This window comes from Candidatus Zixiibacteriota bacterium (genome assembly GCA_026397505.1).
Lineage (GTDB): Bacteria > Zixibacteria > MSB-5A5 > GN15 > PGXB01 > JAPLUR01.
The window spans coordinates 1-19,188 of sequence record JAPLUR010000033.1; the positions used below are offsets into that span (position 1 = coordinate 1).

Sequence of the window (19,188 nt, forward strand, 5' to 3'; positions counted from 1 at the left end):
TATGTTTCTCCTGCTAAAATCTAACTCGTTATACGACATTAGGTGTCTCCTTTTGAATCAGCTTGTAAATCTTAAGGATACACCTCTTGTCGTTTTTACACACTTATAAAGATATTACCCTTATAATGGCTTCCTCAATAAAATCTTTTGACAAAATCGGCCAATATGGTATCTTTTATGTAAAGAGCCGGTGTGTTGACCAATTACTTGCCGGTTCGAGCTACCTTCCCGCCCGGAGGAAACATAGAAAGGATAATTATATGATCGGAAAATTGCTAATGGCCGTTGTAACTCTATGTCTGTTAATCTCCTCTGCTTACTCGGAAGATCTGTATCTTCTGAGCATTGATAGCAGGGAAGCCCTCCAGACTGCGAAGGATGTGGTGGAATACGCCCATGGGACTATCAATGGGAAATTCCTGGTTGAACTCAATTCCCGACAATTCGAACGCCTTCAGGCGGCCGGGATACAAGCGGAATTGGTCATGACTGAATATGTCCCTGAAAAAACTTATTTGGCCAGTCCCATTCACCCCAATGTCCCAAAAGCCAGAGTGCCCTTTGCCGCTCAGTATTTCTCTGGCAATGATTATCTGGTCAAACTGGAAGAGGGAGAAATCAATCAGGTTCGATCAGCCGGCTATGGTTTGGTGCCGGTGAACACCAAGAAAACACCCCTCTTCTTTCTTCCGGTTACTGTCACCCCTGCTTATGAATCAGGCCTTCCGTCAGATTCGCTGGCCGATCTAATTGTTCAGGATTCCCTGTATGCCTATACGGCGCGGCTGCAGGCATTCCGTACGCGATATGTCTCTACCGACTCGCTCGTGGCGGCCGGCGATTGGCTGTTCAATAAGTTCCTCTCTTTTGGGTACACTGATGTCAGGTATGAAACTTTCTATTATTATGGTTATCCCCTTCGCAATGTAATTTGCACCAAACCTGGAACCGTTGAGCCGAATAAAATAATCGTGGTCGGCGGCCATTATGATTCCTGGAATCAGGATACCGACCCATTGATCTTTGCCCCTGGAGCCGATGATAATGGAAGTGGGACGGCGGCCGTTCTGGAACTGGCCCGAATCCTGCAAAATGTCAATCTCAAAAAGACCGTGATTTTTGCGGCATTCTCGGCCGAAGAGGTCGGCCTCGTTGGTTCGGCCTATATGGCCTCCAACCTCCGCAACCAGGGAGCCGATTTGGAGTGTATGCTCAATTTTGACATGATTGGATATACGGCCGATGCTTATCCCGATGTTACCCTATTTAGTGGACCGGTGCGGGTGTATGCGGATGTTCTGGCGGCCGCTGCCACTCGTGTCACCAATCTGATTCCCCAGTACGGCGGAGCGGCCCTCAATTCCGACCACGCCTCGTTCGTTGACCAGGGGTATGATGCTGTCTATGCTCAGGAAGGGGACTTCAACACACCCGGATGGCACCATAATATTGATAGTACAACCCATTTGGATTTCCCCTATATGACGCAGGTGGTCAGAATGGCGACAGCCGCTCTGGGGCATGTCGATAATGCAGCCAGGCCGACCCGGATTGACAATCTCTTTGATTTCGGTAATGGCCATGATTTACGGGTGGTTTGGAACACCGATTGCCAACCCAATTATGCTTATAAGGTACTCTATGGCACCGATTCGGCCATCTTTACCGATACCATCGATGTTCCCGCCGGAAACTGCTCTTATGATTTAACCGGACTCACTGAAGGGCAGAGATACTTCGTATCGGTGATGGGTACTAATCCGGATGGGTATGGACCGATTTATCTGACACAGGAATCGGAAATTCCTCTGGTTGTACCCCGGGCTCCAGCAAGTTTTGTGGCCGACCCTGACAGCGGCAGTGTTGTCCTTACCTGGAAGGCCAATCGGGAGCTTGACCTGGACCATTATGAACTCTATCGTCAGGATTCCCTGATGGGCTGGAAACTTCTGGCCGACGATCTTACTGACAGCTTCTTTGTCGATTGGAGCGCGTTGGGGCATGTCACCTATCAATATGAGGCAAAAGCTCTCGACCATGATCTCAATCCATCGTCCTTTTCCACCGTTGGCAGTGCGATCGCGGCTACTTTCGACGGTGGCGTTCTCTTTGTAGAGGAAACGGCTACCGGAGGAATAAATCCATCGGAGACCAAACAAACCTATTTCTATGATAGTATCTTCACCAGTCATTATTTCTTTAAACATAAAATAAGCAACAATCTTCAGAAGATGGGGCGTTCACTGGCAGGACAATATGGCTCGGTCTTCTGGTTTGATGATGATTTTACTTCCCATCTTCTATACAATTCGCTGGATTCTCTGACCTGGTACCTGCGCTTTAGTACCAATGTCTTTGTCGCCGGAATGCAGACAGTCAGCTGGGTAACCGGTCATGATGTACTGGGGCCCGGGAATTTCTTCTATGACAATTTCGGTATCACCAGGGTAAATGAAAACAGCAACATGGATTTTATAGGGGCGACCGGCGTCAATGGGTGGCCGGACCTCCACACCGGTACGGATAATGCCTTTAGCGGCCTTCTTCCGACCGTTTCCGTCTTCGAGTTGCGTCCCGGGGCACAGGTGATTTATACGTATAATTCCAATTCGGGAAATATGATTTATCAGGGCAAGCCGGCTGGCGTCATCTATGAGACGCCCCAGGGCAAGAGAATCGTTTTCTCTTTCCCCATCTGTCAGTTGCGCGAGGCGGATGCCCAGGCCCTAATTGCCAAAGTGTATGATTATTTCGGGCAGACTTCCGAACCGCGTCCCTATGGGGATGTCACCGACGATGGCCTGGTCAATATCTCCGATATTGTGTTCATGATCAATTATCTTTATAAGGGAGGGACGGCACCTCGTGATCCAAATTATGCGGATGCCAACGGCAACTGCATCATAAATATTCAGGATATTTCCTACCTGATAAAATATCTGTATCTTGGCGGCTCGACGCCGGTACAGGGCTGTGTTCAGCCTTAGGCAAAACGGCAATGCTCATGTCCGGAGTGCTATGGCGCTCCGGATATGGCCCGACTCAGATAATCTGCAAAGGCGTTCTCTTTTCCATTGAGCAAACTCTTGCTGCGATAATCCATTTATTGATTCCCAGGGAACAGATTTCAGACGGCCATGGGTGAACCTGCTTGCATATCTTTGGTATCGACAGCATTTCTCACTCGGGCTGGAAGCCACCCGCGCGGCTTCTATCACCAACGAAGACAACATATTCGTCCTCTCAAAAGGCCGAAATTGTTCCGCCGAATATTGGCATCAATATTGCTTTATTCTCTGAGGGATTTATTAATGAGGTAATTATTGATGCTCCCGAAATTCAAGTTAGTTCGCCCGAGTGACATTTTCCCTCTGATGGAGTCCAATGAAGAGAGGGTAAATTTCTATAAAGAGCAGATTGAAAAATCCGCTTTCATCCGTAATCCTGTGTCGCTGGCCCCGGTCGGCCGACGTAAATTCATGCTTCTTGAAGATAGTTCCGTACTCGAGGCTATCCGGCAGATGCAAATTCCTCTATTACCGGCGCAAATCACTGCATCGCTCAAAACGCCCCAAATTGAAGCGCACCTCTATGCGGATAACTCCATAGATTCCGGAATCGCGGAATTCGGACGCTGCTTTCCCCGGGCAGTTCGAAATAATCGAGGACGAGGCGCCGTGAATCGCGAACAGATTGTACGTATGATTGTGGAAATACAGGGGCAAAAGGAGATAATTCTGGATTTGAAAAGAGGGAGCGCAGGGCAGATTCCTTTATCCCTATTTCATATATTTGCCTTGATTCAAAAGCGCGGGGCGCCGAAGATAGAGGTTTTGCCTGGCCAGTTCCGCTCGGCGACGGTGAAATCATCAACGGAGTTCAGTATGGTCAGGTTCCAGAATCTCTCTTTTAACGACCTGGTCTATGCCGCTATGAATCATCACCTTTTCCCATTCGGCCTGCTCAGCTTTGAGCTTAACTGCCGTATCATCGGCATCAACTATCCGGTCAGCGTCTTAACCGAGAAAGCGTCTATAAAAGAAAAAGAACAATTCCTGTATGATCTGATTAACTACCGTCTTCGGAGCGGGCACCCGGAATTCATCCGGGGCGGAATCTATCTTATCAGCTATTAAACTTCCTAAAAAGTAGTTGAAGGCTCCCTTTTCTCCGTATAAATTACCGACTTATGTTGGCCATTGATCAACTCGCGTGCCTTCAATGCGGAGGGTGTGTAGCTCTCTGCCCGGAGGATGCCTTATTTCTTTTTTGTGAAGGGTTGATGTGCGAATCTGAAAAATGTACGCTATGTGGCCTTTGCATCAGATTTTGTCCTACAGGAGCAATCGATGAAGATAATTCCACCCCGATATGACGCCATAGTGATAGGGGCCGGGCCCGCCGGTTCAATGGCGGCTTATGAAATCGCGGACGCCGGTTTTGCCGTGCTTCTTCTGGAAAAGCATAAACAGGTCGGGCTGCCGCTCTGTTGCGCCGAGGCGGTTTCGCGCCCGGCGTTGGAAAGAATAATCATTCCCCGCAGGGAATGGATTTCGGCCGATTTTAACCGAATCCGGCTGGTGGCGCCCGATGGCGAGGAAATGACCCTTTTTCATGCGGACGCCGGATACGTTCTGGACCGGAAGGCATTTGACTCCGGTCTGGCCGATCGAGCGGTGCAGGCAGGCAGTCAGCTGGAGTGCGAAGCGATCGGGTTGGAACTGTTACGTGACGGAGATGATTTTAGAGCAATCAAGGTTATCGGGCCCGACACCAGGACGGTCGAAGTCAGCGCTCGGATATTTATTGCCGCCGATGGCGTTGAGTCGAGAATTGCCCGTCTGGCCGGACTGGATAATGTCATTTCGATTCGGGAGGCAGAAGCGCTCCTTCAGTACCGTGTGCAGGATGTCGAGATTGAACCGAACACGGTTGAATTTCATGTCGGCAACGAGATTGCCCCCGGAAGTTATGTTTGGGTATTTCCCAAATCGGCAACGTCAGCTAATGTCGGCGTGGGAGTGGAGATCGAGAGCCATAAGGGAAGCGAGGCGGCCGTTTACCTTAAACGATTTATTGAGAAAAGGTTTCCCGGGGCTGCTATCGTTGAGTCGATGTGCGGATTGGTGCCAAAATACCAGGGGAAAGAGATGTTCCGGCTGGGGAATCTTCTCGTGGTCGGCGATGCCGCTCGGGCCGTAGATTCCTTGTCCGGAGCAGGAATTGTCAGCGGGATGTTGTCAGGAAAATATGCCGGTCTGGCCGCGGCGGAATATCTGTCGGGGCGAGTGCGGACACCGGCCCAATTGGAGAAGTATTATCCGGGACGGTTCTTGCGGGAAAAGGGGGAGGAATTAGCCTTATACAGCAAACTCCGCAAAGTCTATAGGAAACTTGACGACAGGGATTTTATTGATATTACTATTGCCCTGAGAGAATATTCTCAGAAAAACAATGCGTCCGGGATAAGCGCCGCGAAACTGATGGCCGGGATTGTAAAAACCCGGCCTCGCTTGATTCGCCACGCCTGGCATCTGCGTTAAGATTAGGCTGTCGGGACTTCCATTTTCCTGATTTGAGCCACCAGCCGCGATTTGTCTCGGGCAGCTTTATTTTTGTGAATAGTTTTGTTCCGGGAGGCTTTGTCAATTATACTAATCACATGAGTAAGTTTCTGTTCCGCTTCCTCTTTGGTCTTGCACTCCCGCAATTCTTTAACCAGTTTCTTCATTCTCGATTTCTCGGCACGGTTTTGAAGATTGGCGACAGCCGAGGTCTTCATTCTCTTCTTCGAGGACTTGTGTTTCGGCAAATTATTTTCCTTTCTGTCTTTTTCTGCAAAAATCTAATATATATATGGCCGAGCGATATTGTCAATGGATATTAGCAACCAGCAATCAATGGCCTCCTCTGCCGGGAGAGTATCACTGGCCACCGCTATCTCCCGGATTCTTGGTCTGGTTAGAGAGCAGGTTCAGGCTTATTTCTTCGGCGCCGGGATGGCCACCGATTGTTTTGTCGCGGCCTTTCGGGTTCCCAACCTGCTGCGCGACCTATTTGCGGAAGGAGCCCTTTCTTCGGCATTTATCCCGGTCTTTAAAGAGAAAATCATCAGGCGGAGCAGGGAAGAGGCTTATCGGCTGGCCAATTTTACTATGTCGGATCTGATTCTGATCACCGGGGCGATCGTAGCCCTGGGGATAATTTTCACTCCCGCTATTATTTATGTTACCGCTAAAGGATTCCTTAATGAGCCCGGCAAATTCGATCTGACCGTCAATCTGACGCGCCTGATGTTTGTGTTCCTGATTATGGTCTCCGTTTCAGCGGTTCAGATGGGTATTCTCAATTCGATGGGGCGCTTCGGTGTCCCGGCGCTTTCCTCGGCCCTGTTCAATGTCGGAATGATTATTGCCCCGATTTTTCTTTACAGCTATTTTGATGTTCCCATCTATACGATGGCCATCGGCGTCATTATCGGTGGAATAGGACAGATAGTATTCCAGCTTCCGTCGCTGGCGCGGATCGGATTCAAATTCAAGTTTTCTCTGAATTTCAAGGATGAGGGAATCCGCCGGATAGGCCGGCTTCTTTCCCCCATGGTTCTGGGATTGTCGGCCTCAAGAATCAATATCTTAATCAGCACCCTTCTGGCCTCACTGCTGGTGCAGGGGGCGATGTCTTATCTCAGCTATGCCTATCGCCTGATGCACTTTCCTCTGGGGGTTTTCGGGGTTGCTCTGGGAACGGTCGCTCTGCCGAAGATTTCCGAGGATGTCGCCCGCAATAATTTTGATCAACTTTTGAAGACATTCTACGAAGCGATTGGTTTATCGATGTTTCTGATCGTCCCTTCGGCCGTCTATCTGGCCGGTTTCGGAGAGGATTTGGTGCGCCTGATTTATCAACGGGGCGCCTTTGATGCCGAGGCGACGTTGCGAACCGCGCAATCGCTTCTTTATTATTCCATCGGGTTGGTCGGTTTTGCCGGTGTGAGAGTGGCCGCCCCGGTTTATTATGCTCTGGGGGATGCCAAACGGCCGATGTACTATTCCATTGTTTCGGTCCTCCTCAATATCATTTTCAATTTTGCCTTTATCTTTCTCTTCGGCGGATTATCTTCACCCAATGCTATCGCCGGTCTCGCGGCCGCAACATCGGTGGCCGGCCTGGCCAATTTCCTCCTGCTGATTGTCAACTTGAGAAAAATGGTCGGCGGTGTGAATTACACTTATTTGGTGGTTCATTTTATGAAAATTTCGGTCGGGGCGTTGCTGGCCCTTCTGGCCATACGATTCTTCAGAATTGACGCCATTATTCATGTCACCGGCCTGTGGACCAAAATCCTGGTCGTCTTCCTGCAGGTATCGGGAATGGCGGCCATCTACCTTCTGATTCTTCACCTGATGAAAGTGAGAGAAGTCGGCCGGCTGTTAGGTTTGTTGCGGAGAATAAGATGAGATTTTAGGGGGATGGGGGCCTTAATGGTCCGAAAAATTCCTGCCGTGGCGGCGCTGCTGGTGGTTGTCCTGAGCATCGCCGTGGCCGACAAATATGCACTGCCTCCGGGGCTCCTAATGATTATCCTTCTGGGGAGCCTTCTGCCGGCAATCTTGTTTTACTTGCGGAAAGCTTTTTGCCCTGCCGGTTTCTTTGCACTCCTCTGTATTGGCGCCTTCGCTGCTTTCAACCACACCAGCCAGGTCAAGACTTTCCCGTCCGGGCATGTTGTCTACTGTGTTGATAACGACCGGAAATATCAGGTCTTTGGCCGTGTCGATGATTGGCCAGAAACGAAAGACAATCGTACCAATCTTTGCATAAAAGTCGATTCCCTCCGGCTGGATAATTTTACCCGGAACAGTTCAGGACGCATCCTGGCCAATATCAGAGGTGAAACGACCCGATTCCAGTACGGCGATCAAATATCTTTTGAGGCGGAACTCCATTCAGTAAAAGGCGGCATGAATCCCTCGGGTTTCAATTACAGGCGCTATCTCAACTTGAGAGGGACTTTTGGAGTCGCCTACCTGTCGCTTCGCGACTCAATCTGGATCAAACCGGATGCCAGTCGCTTGGTGTCTAGAACTATTGAATCACTGCGGAGCGGCATCCTGAGTATTTTCAATAAGACTCTCGACCCTGAGGCCGCCGCTCTGGAATCCGGATTTCTCATCGGAGAAACCAGAAACATCTCCCCGAAAATCTATAGATTTTTTCGTGACAGCGGCACTCTGCACCTGCTCGCTGTTTCGGGGTCGAATGTGGCGCTGGTTGTGTTGTTTTTTTCATTTCTATTCAGAACGACCCTTCTTCGGAGGAGCCTTCGTACCTTCCTTCTAATCTTAATCATATTCATATTTTCCAACCTGGCTCATAATCAGCCTTCGGTTGTTCGGGCCGCCCTAATGGCTGCGCTTCTGCTTCTGGGGCAGTTTCTTCAGCGGCGTATTGAGTTTAATAATATAATTGCCTGTGCCGCCCTTCTCATTCTGCTGATCAATCCCGGGGCGCTGTTTGATATTGGCTTTCAGCTTTCATTTGTCACAGCCTGGGGATTGATAGTTTTTTTGCCGAGGCTGTCGGATTTGTGGGGCAAATGGATTAACCGGCGGTGGATTAAATATCTTGTCTGGCCCCCGCTCGTCTGTCTTGTGGCACAGCTTGTTTCAATGCCGCTCTCGGCCTTTTACTTTCACCGCTTGCCGTTGATTTCATTTGTTGCCAACATGGTGATCGTGCCTCTGGTGACAATCTGCACCATCGGCGGAGTCTTTCTTCTTGCCGCGGCATTTCTTCTCCCGCCGGCCGGGTTCCTGGCGGGTGCAGTACTCAACCAGATAATCTCTCTTACATCATCTTCTCTCCAATTGTTTGGTTCATTTGAGAGTATTCCCACCGGCAACTTCCCGATTTCCGGCTGGACCCTCTTAATTTATTATGCATTCATTCTGCTTCTGGCCGCAGCTCTCACTTCGCGCCGAGGACGCATGGCCCTAATTCTGTATCTGCCCGTTGTCGTAATTGTCTTTCTCCTGACTGGGATCGGCACGCAGAAGAAACTCGAGCGGTTCACGATTTTTTCCGTCTCCGGCGGCTTCATTATGGCACACCAATGCGAACATCCGCAGATCGTCTTTTCCCGACTGCCATTCCGGGGATATGATTATTCTGAAAAAGTAATTCTGCCGTTCATGTATAATACCGGGCTGAAAAGTGCTGATCTGGTGGCGCTTTCGGTGGGGTATCAGACGATAAGAGAGATATCGACGCTTCTCGGCCAGGGAGCGGCGAAGAAGATTTATCTTCCAGCAACCGCTCGCAATACTTTTTTGGATATCTGCAGCGCCGGCGGCATTGCCTATGACACCTTGGTTCTGGTCTTTACCGATTCTCTCTCATTCATCAATGATACGCTCAATAATTCTTCCCTCATCGAGAATAATATTCTGGTTTATGATATGGGGGTCTCGAGATTGATACTGCTGGGCGAGGAGCGCGGAATAAGTCGGGCGGCGGAGTTTCTCGAAGGTGGTCATGAGATAACTCTTGTTAAGCCAATGTTTTCGGAAGCGGACTTAAGATTTATAACTGACGCGAAATGTCCTGGTTTAAAGCACCTCATATTCAATAAAATGAGCAAGGAAGCCTTATTGCTTCATGGAGAATTGGAGAGCAAGTTCGGAGACTCGCTTTATCTTATTGAGACATCTAAGGTTGGAGCGGTGGAAATGCTTTATGAAAACGGGCGACTGAGGATCGCCGATTGACTCGAAAATTCACCCCCGGCGATTGTTAAGAATAATTTCTGTTTTCCCGATAAGATAAGAGAAGTATTAGAATTAGAATAATTTGCCAGAAAACCATTTTTAGAAGGCAAAGAAGCGAACGGATATGAGCTTAGCAGGGAATCTGAAAACCGTTTCCTTTCCGGACATTCTGCAGCTTCTGGCGACCGGTAAGAAAACCGGCGTCTTGCAGGTTTCGACAGCGGCTCGCCAGAAGGAAGTAGCTTTCCGTGATGGAAATATTATTTATGCCTCTTCCATCAATTCCACGGAAGATCTTTTGGGTAATCTTCTGCTACGCCGCGGCAAGATTTCCAAACCCGATCTGGAAAGAGCCATTGCCCTTCATAAACAGACAGGTCGGCAGCTCGGCACCACGCTCGTTGACATGAATCTTTTCGACAAAGATGAAATAGTCGAATGCCTGCGTCTGCAAATCGAAGAGATCGTTTATAACCTGTTCTCCTGGCAGGAAGGGGATTTCACTTTTGCGGAGAATACCGCTCCCAAAAAACTTCCCTTTGCCATCGAGTTGAACACCATGAATGTTATCATGGAGGGCACCCGCCGAATCGATGAGTGGGTGGAAATCCAGAAAGTCCTTCCCCCGGATGACATTTTGCTCAAACTCAATCCTTCACCCAAGACCAAGAAGGATGAGGTTTCCCTTACGGTAGAAGAGTTCCGAATTTTGACTCTCATCGATGGTCAGAAAACTCTGCCCGAGTTGATAAATGCCTCACCTATGGGTGAGTTTGTCACCTGTCGTTCCCTGTACAAATTGATCGTCTCCTGCCTGGTACAGGCGGCAGGGAAGGCGGTTCGCAAGGAAGAGGTCGAGGTGGAGAATGATGAAGATATCGTACTATCCATTCTTTTTGCGATGTATAATAATTGCTTCTACCGAATCCGCACCCTGATCGAAAATGTCGTGGGAGATCAGAATCCGATGTTCAATAAGTATCTCTCCGGTTTTCGCAACGGTTTTCTGGTCTATTTCCCCGGCTTCGACCCGGGCGTCGACCTGAATCCAACTTTCGACAAGTTTTACACCGAGATTACCAAAATACCGCAGGCGGTGAGAATGCATACGGTTATGTCGGCCCTGGAAAATATGCTGAGCAATCAACTGGAATACGTTTTCTATTTTCTCGGCCAGGGCATATATCGTCAGGCGGTGGGAAGCATAAAGAAAGAAATTTCCGAACCGCTGGCGTTGCGCCGCGAGTTAGTCAAGAAATATCAATTGGATGAGAATTTAATGAATACCGTAAAGAAAGCAGACAGAGTCGTCAAGCTGGTGAAAGGTGCTTCATGATAAGCAGATTCGTACAAAAAGGATTTATGGCCGTCATACTGGGGCTGGTCACATTTCAGCCGGCCAGCGCCGACTCCGGAGGAGGCGGATTCTTTTCGGCCGCTTCACTTTTTAATCTTGCCCTCCTGGCCTGTGCCGTAATCGGTCTCTTATGGGCAGTGCAGATTCTTTCCCTCGTCAAGGGAGGTCTGATGTCACGAAGCTGGCAGATGTTTCTTCTGGGGTTTGTGCTCTTATGCCTGGCTCAGGTCCTGATTATTTTTGACCGGGCGAAAATTGTTTCAATGCCGGATTATGTTTCCACTCTGCTTTACGTAGCAATGGCGGGGACCTGGCTGGCCGGTCTATATCAGACGCGGAAGGTGCTGAGTTAGATTTAATTATATTGACATAAGTATTGACAGCGGTTATAATTGCATAATAATGAAAAATGGCCCCAATTAATTCTTTGATGCTTAACGCCTTGGCAGCCATTATGGAGAAATATTTATGGCTAATATCGCTGAATTAGACGATAGAATAGCCAAATGCAATAAGATTCTCGAGGAGAATCCTAATTCCCAGATTTTTGCCGCTCTTGCGGAAGCCTATCGTAAGAAGGGGGAGGTAGATAAGGCCTTTCGTACCTGCCAGAATGGCCTACGGATTCATCCCGATTATGGCGCCGGTCATGTGGTGATGGCCAAAATTAATCTGGATAAAGGAATGTATGACTGGGCCGAAATGGAAGCCTTGCGGGGTATTGAACTGGAGGGGAGCAGCCATGCCGCGGACCTTCTTCTGGCGGAGATATACATATATAAGGGTGAATTCGCCCGGGCCACCCGGCTTCTCAATAAATTGAATATCGCCGACCCGCAAAATCAGAATGTCAAGAAGTTGATGGATATAGCCGCCAAGCTTCCCCTGGAATCAGCCGCGAGGATTGAGAATGCGGCAAAACAGGAACCGGCCTCGGTTTCGGACAAGACAATCAGGCTGAAACCGGTGGAAACGATTTCGATGAGTCAATTATTGGATATGTTGAGTGTGATTGCTGCAGTGGATGGCGTTCTTCTGATTAATCGTGACGGGCTGGTGGCGGAGGCCCGCTGGGATGAAGATGTGCCCCACGATCTCTATGGCGCGGTCGTCCGCGATATAGAGAGCACCATCCAATCGCAGATTGAAATTGCCAGATTCGGGAAATATGAAAATGTTCTGCTCGAGGCAGGCGACCTGATAATCAGTTTCCTGCCCCTCGGCGAAAGCCTTCTCTTGATAAAGGCCAATCGTCATATAAATCTGGGGACTTTGCGCCTGAAGTTGACTTCACTTCTGGGCCGTTTGGCTGTTGATACCATTTAGATGCAAGGGATATCATAATGATCACAGCAAATAAAAACAGTCGTTTGATTCTTTTGATATCGAGCCTGTTGATAGTGGTCCCGATGGTCATTTTCCCGGCCCAACTGGGAATGAATCTGACGACCGGTTCATTCATTTATTCCGCGCTGGAAATAGTCTACTATGGGGTGATTCTTTTCCTGCTTCGCCCCAGAACGACACTCCTGAAATTACTTGAGGGAGCCGGCCTGACTTTCCTTTATCGGATTGTTCTGGGAACCATTTTTGGAATTCTCATCGCATTGATGTACAGTATTGGCCTGACCGCGGCCCTGACTCTGGGAATCTCACGGTATCTTCCCGCCATTATCCTGCACGTTTTGGTGGCGCCTTTTGCCATGAAGCCGTTTTATGATGCCATCAGCGGCGATAACGCTCATGCTCGCAGGCCGTTTCCTCGGAGTTACCAGAAACCGCCGGCCGAAAAGGAAGAGAAATTGCGCCCCTATTTGCCGCGAACAGAGCAGAAGCCCGCGTTGAATGCTCACCCGGCCCAGGAGCCGCGTTTTGAGATGGGTCCGGTACATGACATGAACGGTTTTGAACGGGCCGTGAAATATCTGGGCGAGCATCATGCCGTGCTTCTGGCGACGGTGGTGGATAGAGAAGGACTGGCGATGGCCTCATTCAGACGAGGCGATGCCGATCCGGAAGAATGGGCTCCGCTGAGTCTTTTATTTCGACACTCTAATAAGAATATTCTGAAACGCACCAAAGAGGGGAAAAACCCTGACCGGGTGGACCTTGCCTTCGGCGCGCGTAAACTTACCATAATGCAAACATACAATTTCAACCTGCTGGTTCTGTCTAATCGGGATGAGGATGACCTTCTGGGCATCCGAATTACACAGGCCGCGGAGATAATCAGAAAATATGCATCCGAACGCTACGGCCATTTATTGCCGGCTAGCCCGGAGGAGAAATATGTATCAAATACTTGAAGAACTTAACAAGACCACCGGAATCACGGGGTCGATGATTGTTGGGAACGACGGCATTGTTATCGCGGCTGATCTGGACACCTCACTGGAAGAAGAAGCGGTAGGTGCGCTGGCCGCATCGATAACCAGCAACATCCAGAAATCTCTGGATCGTTTGCAGCAGACGCCGCTGGCGCAGGTGACGATAGAGGCGGCCACCGGCAAACTCTTTTTCTCCGATGCCGGAATCGGAATCCTGGTCGTTACAGCCGAAAGGGATGTCAATATCGGCCTTATCCGGCTGGAAATAAAAAATGCCATTGCCAAGATCGGCACCGGCACTGACAATTGAAGAATATTCAGACTTTGACTGAAGGGTAGCTATGGTCTCGATAAATTATGCAACGCGTGAAGTCACCTGCAAAATAGTCTACTACGGCCCGGGTCTGTCAGGGAAGACGACCAACCTGATTTATGTTCATAAGAAGGTGCCGCCGACGACTCGCGGAAAATTGATTTCGCTGGCAACGGAAGCCGACCGCACCCTTTACTTCGACTTCCTGCCGATCAATATCGGCGCAATAAACGGCTTTGCCGCCAAATTTCAGCTCTACACGGTTCCCGGCCAGGTGTACTATAATGCCACCAGAAAACTGGTGCTTCGGGGAACCGACGGGCTGGTATTTGTCGCCGACAGCCAGGCCGAGAAGATGGATGAGAATATTGAATCGCTGACCAATCTCAAAGAAAACCTTGAAGAATACGGATATGACCTGAAAGAGATTCCCATAGTGATTCAATATAACAAGCGCGACCTGCCGGGAATTCTCTCTGTAGCGGAGCTAGATGCCAAATTGAATTCGCTTGGATGGAAATCCTTTGAGGCTGAAGCGGTCTCGGGTAAAGGGGTTTTTGACACTTTGAAGATGATCATTAAGTTGGTTCTGGAAAAAGCCAAAACCAGCAGGAGTACATCCTCGCCGGCCAGGGAAAGCGCTCCGGTTGCGGAAAGGGCCGCGGAGGAAGGAGCGGTTGGGCCGGCTGCGGCCGCCTATGCGGCGTCCCCGACTGCTTCCGGGCCGATAATCGAGCCCTCTCCGGCGTCGGCTGGAGAACCGCCGCAGGTCAGGCAGCCGGTTTATGAAGCCGGCAAGAACGAGCCGGTTGACGAAGATGTGGAAACCTCGAATGAAGAGTCGGTAGAGTACAATACTCTGGATGAGGAGAGGATGGCGCAATCTGTCGGTCATCATGATGGGTTGTCGGAACCGTCGCCGTCGGATGATGTAACCTCGGTTGAGCAAACGATTCCAGTCTCGCCCGAAGAGAAGTCACAGCGGCCGTATCCCGGTTCGACAACCTCCCGCATTCTTCGCCGCGAGAGACGCATCACTGTATCCGACTTTCAGCCGGCCGCCCGTGAGGAAGAATCGATGGGTTTCAAGAGTCGAATGTCCGCTGAAGATAAGAGATTTGATATGGTTAATACTCCCGACCTGCCGACGCCTTCAATGGCGCCGTCGCAGCGGTTGATCAGGAAGAAACCCGGTTTCTTCAAGCGTCTGTTCGGGATTAAATAGATAAGGAGGTGCCGTCTGTGAACGATGACAGCTTGATCATATACGAAGAGGAAATCGAGAAAATCGATTCCATCCTGGCTCGGTTGTTGAAAGGGGCCGAAGCAAAATGCGCCTTAATGGTTGACAAAGACGGCCATTTGATTACTCGTCAGGGCTTTACACATTCTCTGGATACGACCGCTCTGGCGGCGCTCTTGGCCGGCTCCTTTGCTTCTACCAAGGAAATTGCCCGGCTGGTGGGGGAATCGGAGTTCTCGGTTCTTTTTCATCAGGGGAAAAAAGATCATATCCACATGTCTCTGGTAGGGGATCGCTCCATCATGGCGGTCATTTTCGATGATCGGACGACAATCGGTATGGTTCGTCTTTACGCCAAAGAGACAGCCGTAGAATTGGGCAGAATATTTGCATCCTTGAAGGCAAGAGCCCGTACCGAGGGGTCGGGTTTATCCGATGAATTCGCGGCTTCGGCCGGGAACAAATTGGACGATATCTTTCAGGACTAACCCTTTCTCCGGATATTCCGGTACTTACAAAGGGGGATATCCGTGTCTTGTTAAAGATTGTGAGTTGATTTAGATGTCTGCCGAACTTGGTGCCATACTTGTCAAAGCCGGCAAGATCACTCAGGAGCAGTTGGATCAGGCTCTGACTATAGTCAAGGATAAAAAGGGGAAATTCGAGCAGGTTCTGGTGTCCATCGGAGCGGTTGCCACCGAGGAGGAAATCACCACCTTTGTCGGCAAACAACTCAATATGGGCACGCTTCGTCTCTCGGACGTTGAGCTTAATCCCGAAATAGTCAAGCTGATTCCTCTCGATATAGCCCGTAAATTCAATGTCATTGCCGTCTCCAAGCTGGGTAAAAACCTCATTGTCGCCATTTCGGATCCCAATAATATCTATGTTCTCGATGCGGTGAAATTTATCACTGGCTGCTCCATTCAGCCGGTCATTTCTCCTGAAAAGGCGATTCAGAAGGCGATTGAAACATACTATCATGACGAGGGTGCTTTTTCTCAGATAGTCAAGGGACTAGAGGATGATTCCGGTCTGGAAGTAGTTTCTTCCGAGGAGGAAACGCCTTCCGAAGCGGATCTCCGTTCCGCGGTCCAGGACAAGCCGCTCGTCAAGCTGGTTGATTCGATTATCGCCGATGCGATTCGAATGGGGGCATCCGATATTCATTTTGAGACCTACGAAAAGCGAATCCGCGTACGGTTTCGCCATGACGGCGATCTCCGGGAAATGGCGCCTCTGCCCTATAAGTACCGGGCGGCTATTGTGTCGAGGTTGAAGGTCATGGCGGATCTCGATATTTCCGAAAGACGACTTCCCCAGGATGGTCGCATCAAGATCAAAATCGGCGAACGGACAGTCGACCTCCGTGTCTCGGTTCTTCCCACCATTTTCGGTGAAAAGGTGGTCATGCGTATTCTTGACCCAAAATCGCTGATGGTGGATATGACCAGGCTTGGATTCAGTCTTGAATCACTCAAGAGATTCGACCAAGCCATTCATCTGCCGTATGGGATCATTCTGGTGACCGGACCAACCGGCTCGGGTAAAACGACCACCCTTTATTCTGCTCTCAAGCAGATCAATACCATAGATGTGAATATTATGACTGCGGAAGACCCGGTGGAGTTCAATTTTGACGGTATTAACCAGGTCCTGGTACGGTCCGATATCGGTCTGACTTTCGCCGCTGCTCTCAGATCTTTTTTGCGACAGGACCCTGATATCGTCATGGTTGGCGAAATTCGTGACGGTGAGACGGCCGAAATCGCCATCAGGGCGGCGCTCACGGGACACCTGGTTTTTTCCACCCTGCATACTAATGATGCTCCCTCCTCAATTAATCGTCTGGTCGATATGGGGGTGCCCAACTATCTGGTGGCTTCCGCGACCCGCCTTATCATGGCTCAAAGAATGGTGCGCAAGGTCTGTGCCACTTGCCGGGAAGAACATCACCTTACCGACGAACAGATTGCCGCTCTTAATGTGCCGGAATTTCTCAGTAAGGACCTGAAAGCATTTAAGGGCAGAGGGTGCAACGAATGCGGCAATACCGGTCAATCGGGCAGAACCGGCATTTACGAAGTCATGCCGGTCACGCCGGCTATCGAGCAGATGATTCTCTCTTCGGCCACGGATACCGAAATCCGGGAGCAGGCCATAAAGGAGGGGATGCTGACCCTGCGGATGGCGGCGGTGGAAAAGATGAAAACCGGCATAATTTCGGTCGAGGAAGTGTTTGCCATTACCTCCTGACAACCTCTCTTTTCCTCTGGCTTCACTTTAATCAAATTCCTTAGCAATCATCGGGTTAAATAGGCCTTTAGGGCGATTTGCTTGTCAAGAATCATCCAAAATTACCGATATAAGAGTAAGATGAAATATCTAACAAGCCTCAGCTGAGCATTCAGGAGTTTCTATGTTAACATTGCGCCAGCTTCTCGAAGATATGGTCAAGATGGATGCTTCCGACTTACACCTGACTGTCGGTTCGCCTCCGGTGATCCGTGTTGATGGGAAATTGGTCCGACTGACTTATGAAACTCTGGCTCCCGAAATGACCAAGAAACTGGCTTACTCCATCATGAATGAGAAGCAGAGGCTTAAATTTGAGACCAACTCGGAACTTGACCTATCCTTCGGCATAGAGAATCTGAGCCGTTTCCGGTGCAATGTTTTCATGCAGCGGGGAAATGTGGCGGTGGCATTGCGCAAGATACCTTACCGGGTTCAGACTTTCGAAGAACTCGGTTTGCCCAAAGCCGTCGCGGAATTCGCCAAACTCCCTCGCGGTCTGGTACTGGTCACCGGGCCGACCGGTTCCGGAAAGTCAACCTCGCTCGCGGCCGTTATTGATAAGATCAATAGGGAGCGGCAATGCCATATCATCACCGTTGAAGACCCGATTGAATATCTGCATCGGCATCAATCCTCCATTGTCAATCAGAGGGAGGTTTACAGCGATACCAATTCATTTGCCGCGGCTCTGAAATATGCGCTGCGTGAGGACCCCGATGTTGTTCTGGTCGGAGAAATGCGGGATTTGGAAACCATCGAGGCCGCTCTGAATATCTCGGAAACCGGCCATCTGGCCTTTGCCACATTGCATACCAACTCCACGGCGGAATCGATCAACCGAATTATTGATGCCTTTCCCAGCAACCAGCAGGAACAGGTGCGCACTTCGCTCTCCTTCTCGCTCCAGGCGGTTGTCTCACAATGTCTCGTTCCCATGATAGGGGGCGGGCGCGTTCTGGCGCTGGAAATAATGGTCTGCACTCCCGCCATTCGGGCGCTTATCCGTGATGATAAAGTCCATCAGATATACAGTATGATCCAATCCGGTCAGAAGTACGGCATGAAAACCATGAATCAGTCTCTGGCCGAGAATTATAATTCCGGGAAAATCACTATCGGCGACGCCATGAGTTTCAGCTCGAATATGCAGGAATTGAATGAGATGTTATCCCGGGGCAAAACGCCGGTGATGGCTTAGCCCTCGGCCGGGAAAGGGAATAGATTATGCCAGTATTTGAATACAAAGGAAAAACTCTTGCCGGTGCGGCCGTACAAGGGGAATTGTCGGCCGGAAGCCGCGAGGAACTGGAGCGGGCCCTGCGCCAGAATCGAATTCTTGTCGCGAGCATTCGCAAAAAACCGGCGGAACTGAAAATCAAGCTCGGGTCCGGCATCAAGAAAATCGACATTTCGCGTTTCACACGGCAGTTTGCCACCATGATCGGAGCCGGATTGCCGATGGTGCAGTGCCTGGAAATTCTAAGTACCCAGATGGAAAGTAAAGAACTCTGCCGGATTATTAACGAAGTCAAAGAGTCGGTTCAGGGCGGTTCCACTCTTTCAGAAGCACTCGCCCGCCATCCCAAGGTTTTCGACCATCTGTATACCAACATGGTGGAAGCCGGTGAAATGGGTGGCGCACTCGATACAATTCTGGTGCGTCTGGCCGTCTATCGCGAAAAGGCCGATACCCTTATTCGCAAGGTCAAGGGCGCCATGGTTTATCCGACTGTCATCTGCGTCGTGGCGGTTGTCGTGACTATCGCCATGCTGACTTTTATTGTTCCGACTTTCGCCAAGATGTTCGGCGGCCTGGGTGCGGAGTTGCCCAAACCGACGCTGGTGGTTCTGACCATAAGCAATTTCCTCCAGAATTACTT

The 19,188-nt window shown here is 49.9% G+C and carries 16 protein-coding genes and 1 pseudogene; 16 read left to right on the forward strand and 1 reads right to left on the reverse strand.

Annotation, left to right across the window (positions count from 1 at the left end):
• The first annotated feature begins 260 nt into the window (after positions 1-260).
• From NT002_01570 to NT002_01585, 4 genes are all read left to right on the forward strand, one after another.
• Positions 261-2,987: a M20/M25/M40 family metallo-hydrolase gene (locus tag NT002_01570; protein MCX6827962.1), complete on the forward strand. Its 2,727-nt coding sequence runs from the start codon at positions 261-263 to the stop codon at positions 2,985-2,987.
• 339 nt (positions 2,988-3,326) lie between these two features.
• Positions 3,327-4,136 (forward strand): hypothetical protein, encoded by an 810-nt coding sequence (locus NT002_01575; protein ID MCX6827963.1) that lies wholly within the window; start codon positions 3,327-3,329, stop codon positions 4,134-4,136.
• 53 nt (positions 4,137-4,189) lie between these two features.
• A complete protein-coding gene (locus NT002_01580; GenBank protein MCX6827964.1) occupies positions 4,190-4,375 on the forward strand; it encodes a 4Fe-4S binding protein in 186 nt (61 codons plus the stop codon).
• Complete coding sequence (locus NT002_01585) at positions 4,350-5,543, forward strand: NAD(P)/FAD-dependent oxidoreductase (GenBank protein ID MCX6827965.1); 1,194 nt, start codon at positions 4,350-4,352, stop codon at positions 5,541-5,543. Before NT002_01580 ends, NT002_01585 begins: the two co-directional genes overlap by 26 nt.
• A gap of 2 nt (positions 5,544-5,545) precedes the next feature.
• Here NT002_01585 and rpsT read toward each other — a convergent pair whose 3' ends face one another.
• Entirely contained in the window at positions 5,546-5,812 is a 267-nt protein-coding gene (gene rpsT / locus NT002_01590) for a 30S ribosomal protein S20 (protein MCX6827966.1), read from the reverse strand.
• Positions 5,813-5,876: 64 nt separating this feature from the next.
• Here rpsT and murJ point away from each other — a divergent pair, with 64 nt between their 5' ends.
• The 12 genes and pseudogenes from murJ to NT002_01650 all read left to right on the forward strand — a co-directional run.
• Positions 5,877-7,460 (forward strand): murein biosynthesis integral membrane protein MurJ, encoded by a 1,584-nt coding sequence (gene murJ, locus NT002_01595; protein ID MCX6827967.1) that lies wholly within the window; start codon positions 5,877-5,879, stop codon positions 7,458-7,460.
• Positions 7,461-7,484: 24 nt separating this feature from the next.
• Positions 7,485-9,770, forward strand: a complete 2,286-nt coding sequence (locus NT002_01600; GenBank protein MCX6827968.1) for a ComEC/Rec2 family competence protein — start codon at positions 7,485-7,487, stop codon at positions 9,768-9,770.
• A 124-nt stretch (positions 9,771-9,894) separates the two neighbouring features.
• Positions 9,895-11,106: a DUF4388 domain-containing protein gene (locus NT002_01605; GenBank protein ID MCX6827969.1), complete on the forward strand. Its 1,212-nt coding sequence runs from the start codon at positions 9,895-9,897 to the stop codon at positions 11,104-11,106.
• Positions 11,103-11,480 (forward strand): hypothetical protein, encoded by a 378-nt coding sequence (locus NT002_01610; protein MCX6827970.1) that lies wholly within the window; start codon positions 11,103-11,105, stop codon positions 11,478-11,480. Before NT002_01605 ends, NT002_01610 begins: the two co-directional genes overlap by 4 nt.
• A gap of 115 nt (positions 11,481-11,595) precedes the next feature.
• Entirely contained in the window at positions 11,596-12,453 is an 858-nt protein-coding gene (locus NT002_01615; protein ID MCX6827971.1) for a hypothetical protein, read from the forward strand.
• A 17-nt stretch (positions 12,454-12,470) separates the two neighbouring features.
• Positions 12,471-13,433 (forward strand): hypothetical protein, encoded by a 963-nt coding sequence (locus tag NT002_01620; GenBank protein ID MCX6827972.1) that lies wholly within the window; start codon positions 12,471-12,473, stop codon positions 13,431-13,433.
• On the forward strand, positions 13,417-13,764 hold the full coding sequence (locus NT002_01625; GenBank protein MCX6827973.1) for a roadblock/LC7 domain-containing protein: 348 nt from the start codon (positions 13,417-13,419) through the stop codon (positions 13,762-13,764). Before NT002_01620 ends, NT002_01625 begins: the two co-directional genes overlap by 17 nt.
• A gap of 31 nt (positions 13,765-13,795) precedes the next feature.
• Positions 13,796-14,371 (forward strand): annotated as a pseudogene (locus NT002_01630) (GTPase domain-containing protein).
• Between the two features lie 638 nt (positions 14,372-15,009).
• Positions 15,010-15,498, forward strand: a complete 489-nt coding sequence (locus NT002_01635; protein ID MCX6827974.1) for a roadblock/LC7 domain-containing protein — start codon at positions 15,010-15,012, stop codon at positions 15,496-15,498.
• 73 nt (positions 15,499-15,571) lie between these two features.
• Positions 15,572-17,266, forward strand: coding sequence for a type IV-A pilus assembly ATPase PilB (pilB, locus tag NT002_01640; protein MCX6827975.1), 1,695 nt, complete (start codon positions 15,572-15,574; stop codon positions 17,264-17,266).
• A gap of 163 nt (positions 17,267-17,429) precedes the next feature.
• Positions 17,430-18,506 (forward strand): type IV pilus twitching motility protein PilT, encoded by a 1,077-nt coding sequence (locus NT002_01645; protein ID MCX6827976.1) that lies wholly within the window; start codon positions 17,430-17,432, stop codon positions 18,504-18,506.
• Between the two features lie 26 nt (positions 18,507-18,532).
• A partial coding sequence (locus NT002_01650) for a type II secretion system F family protein (protein ID MCX6827977.1) occupies positions 18,533-19,188 on the forward strand: 656 nt, incomplete at its 3' end.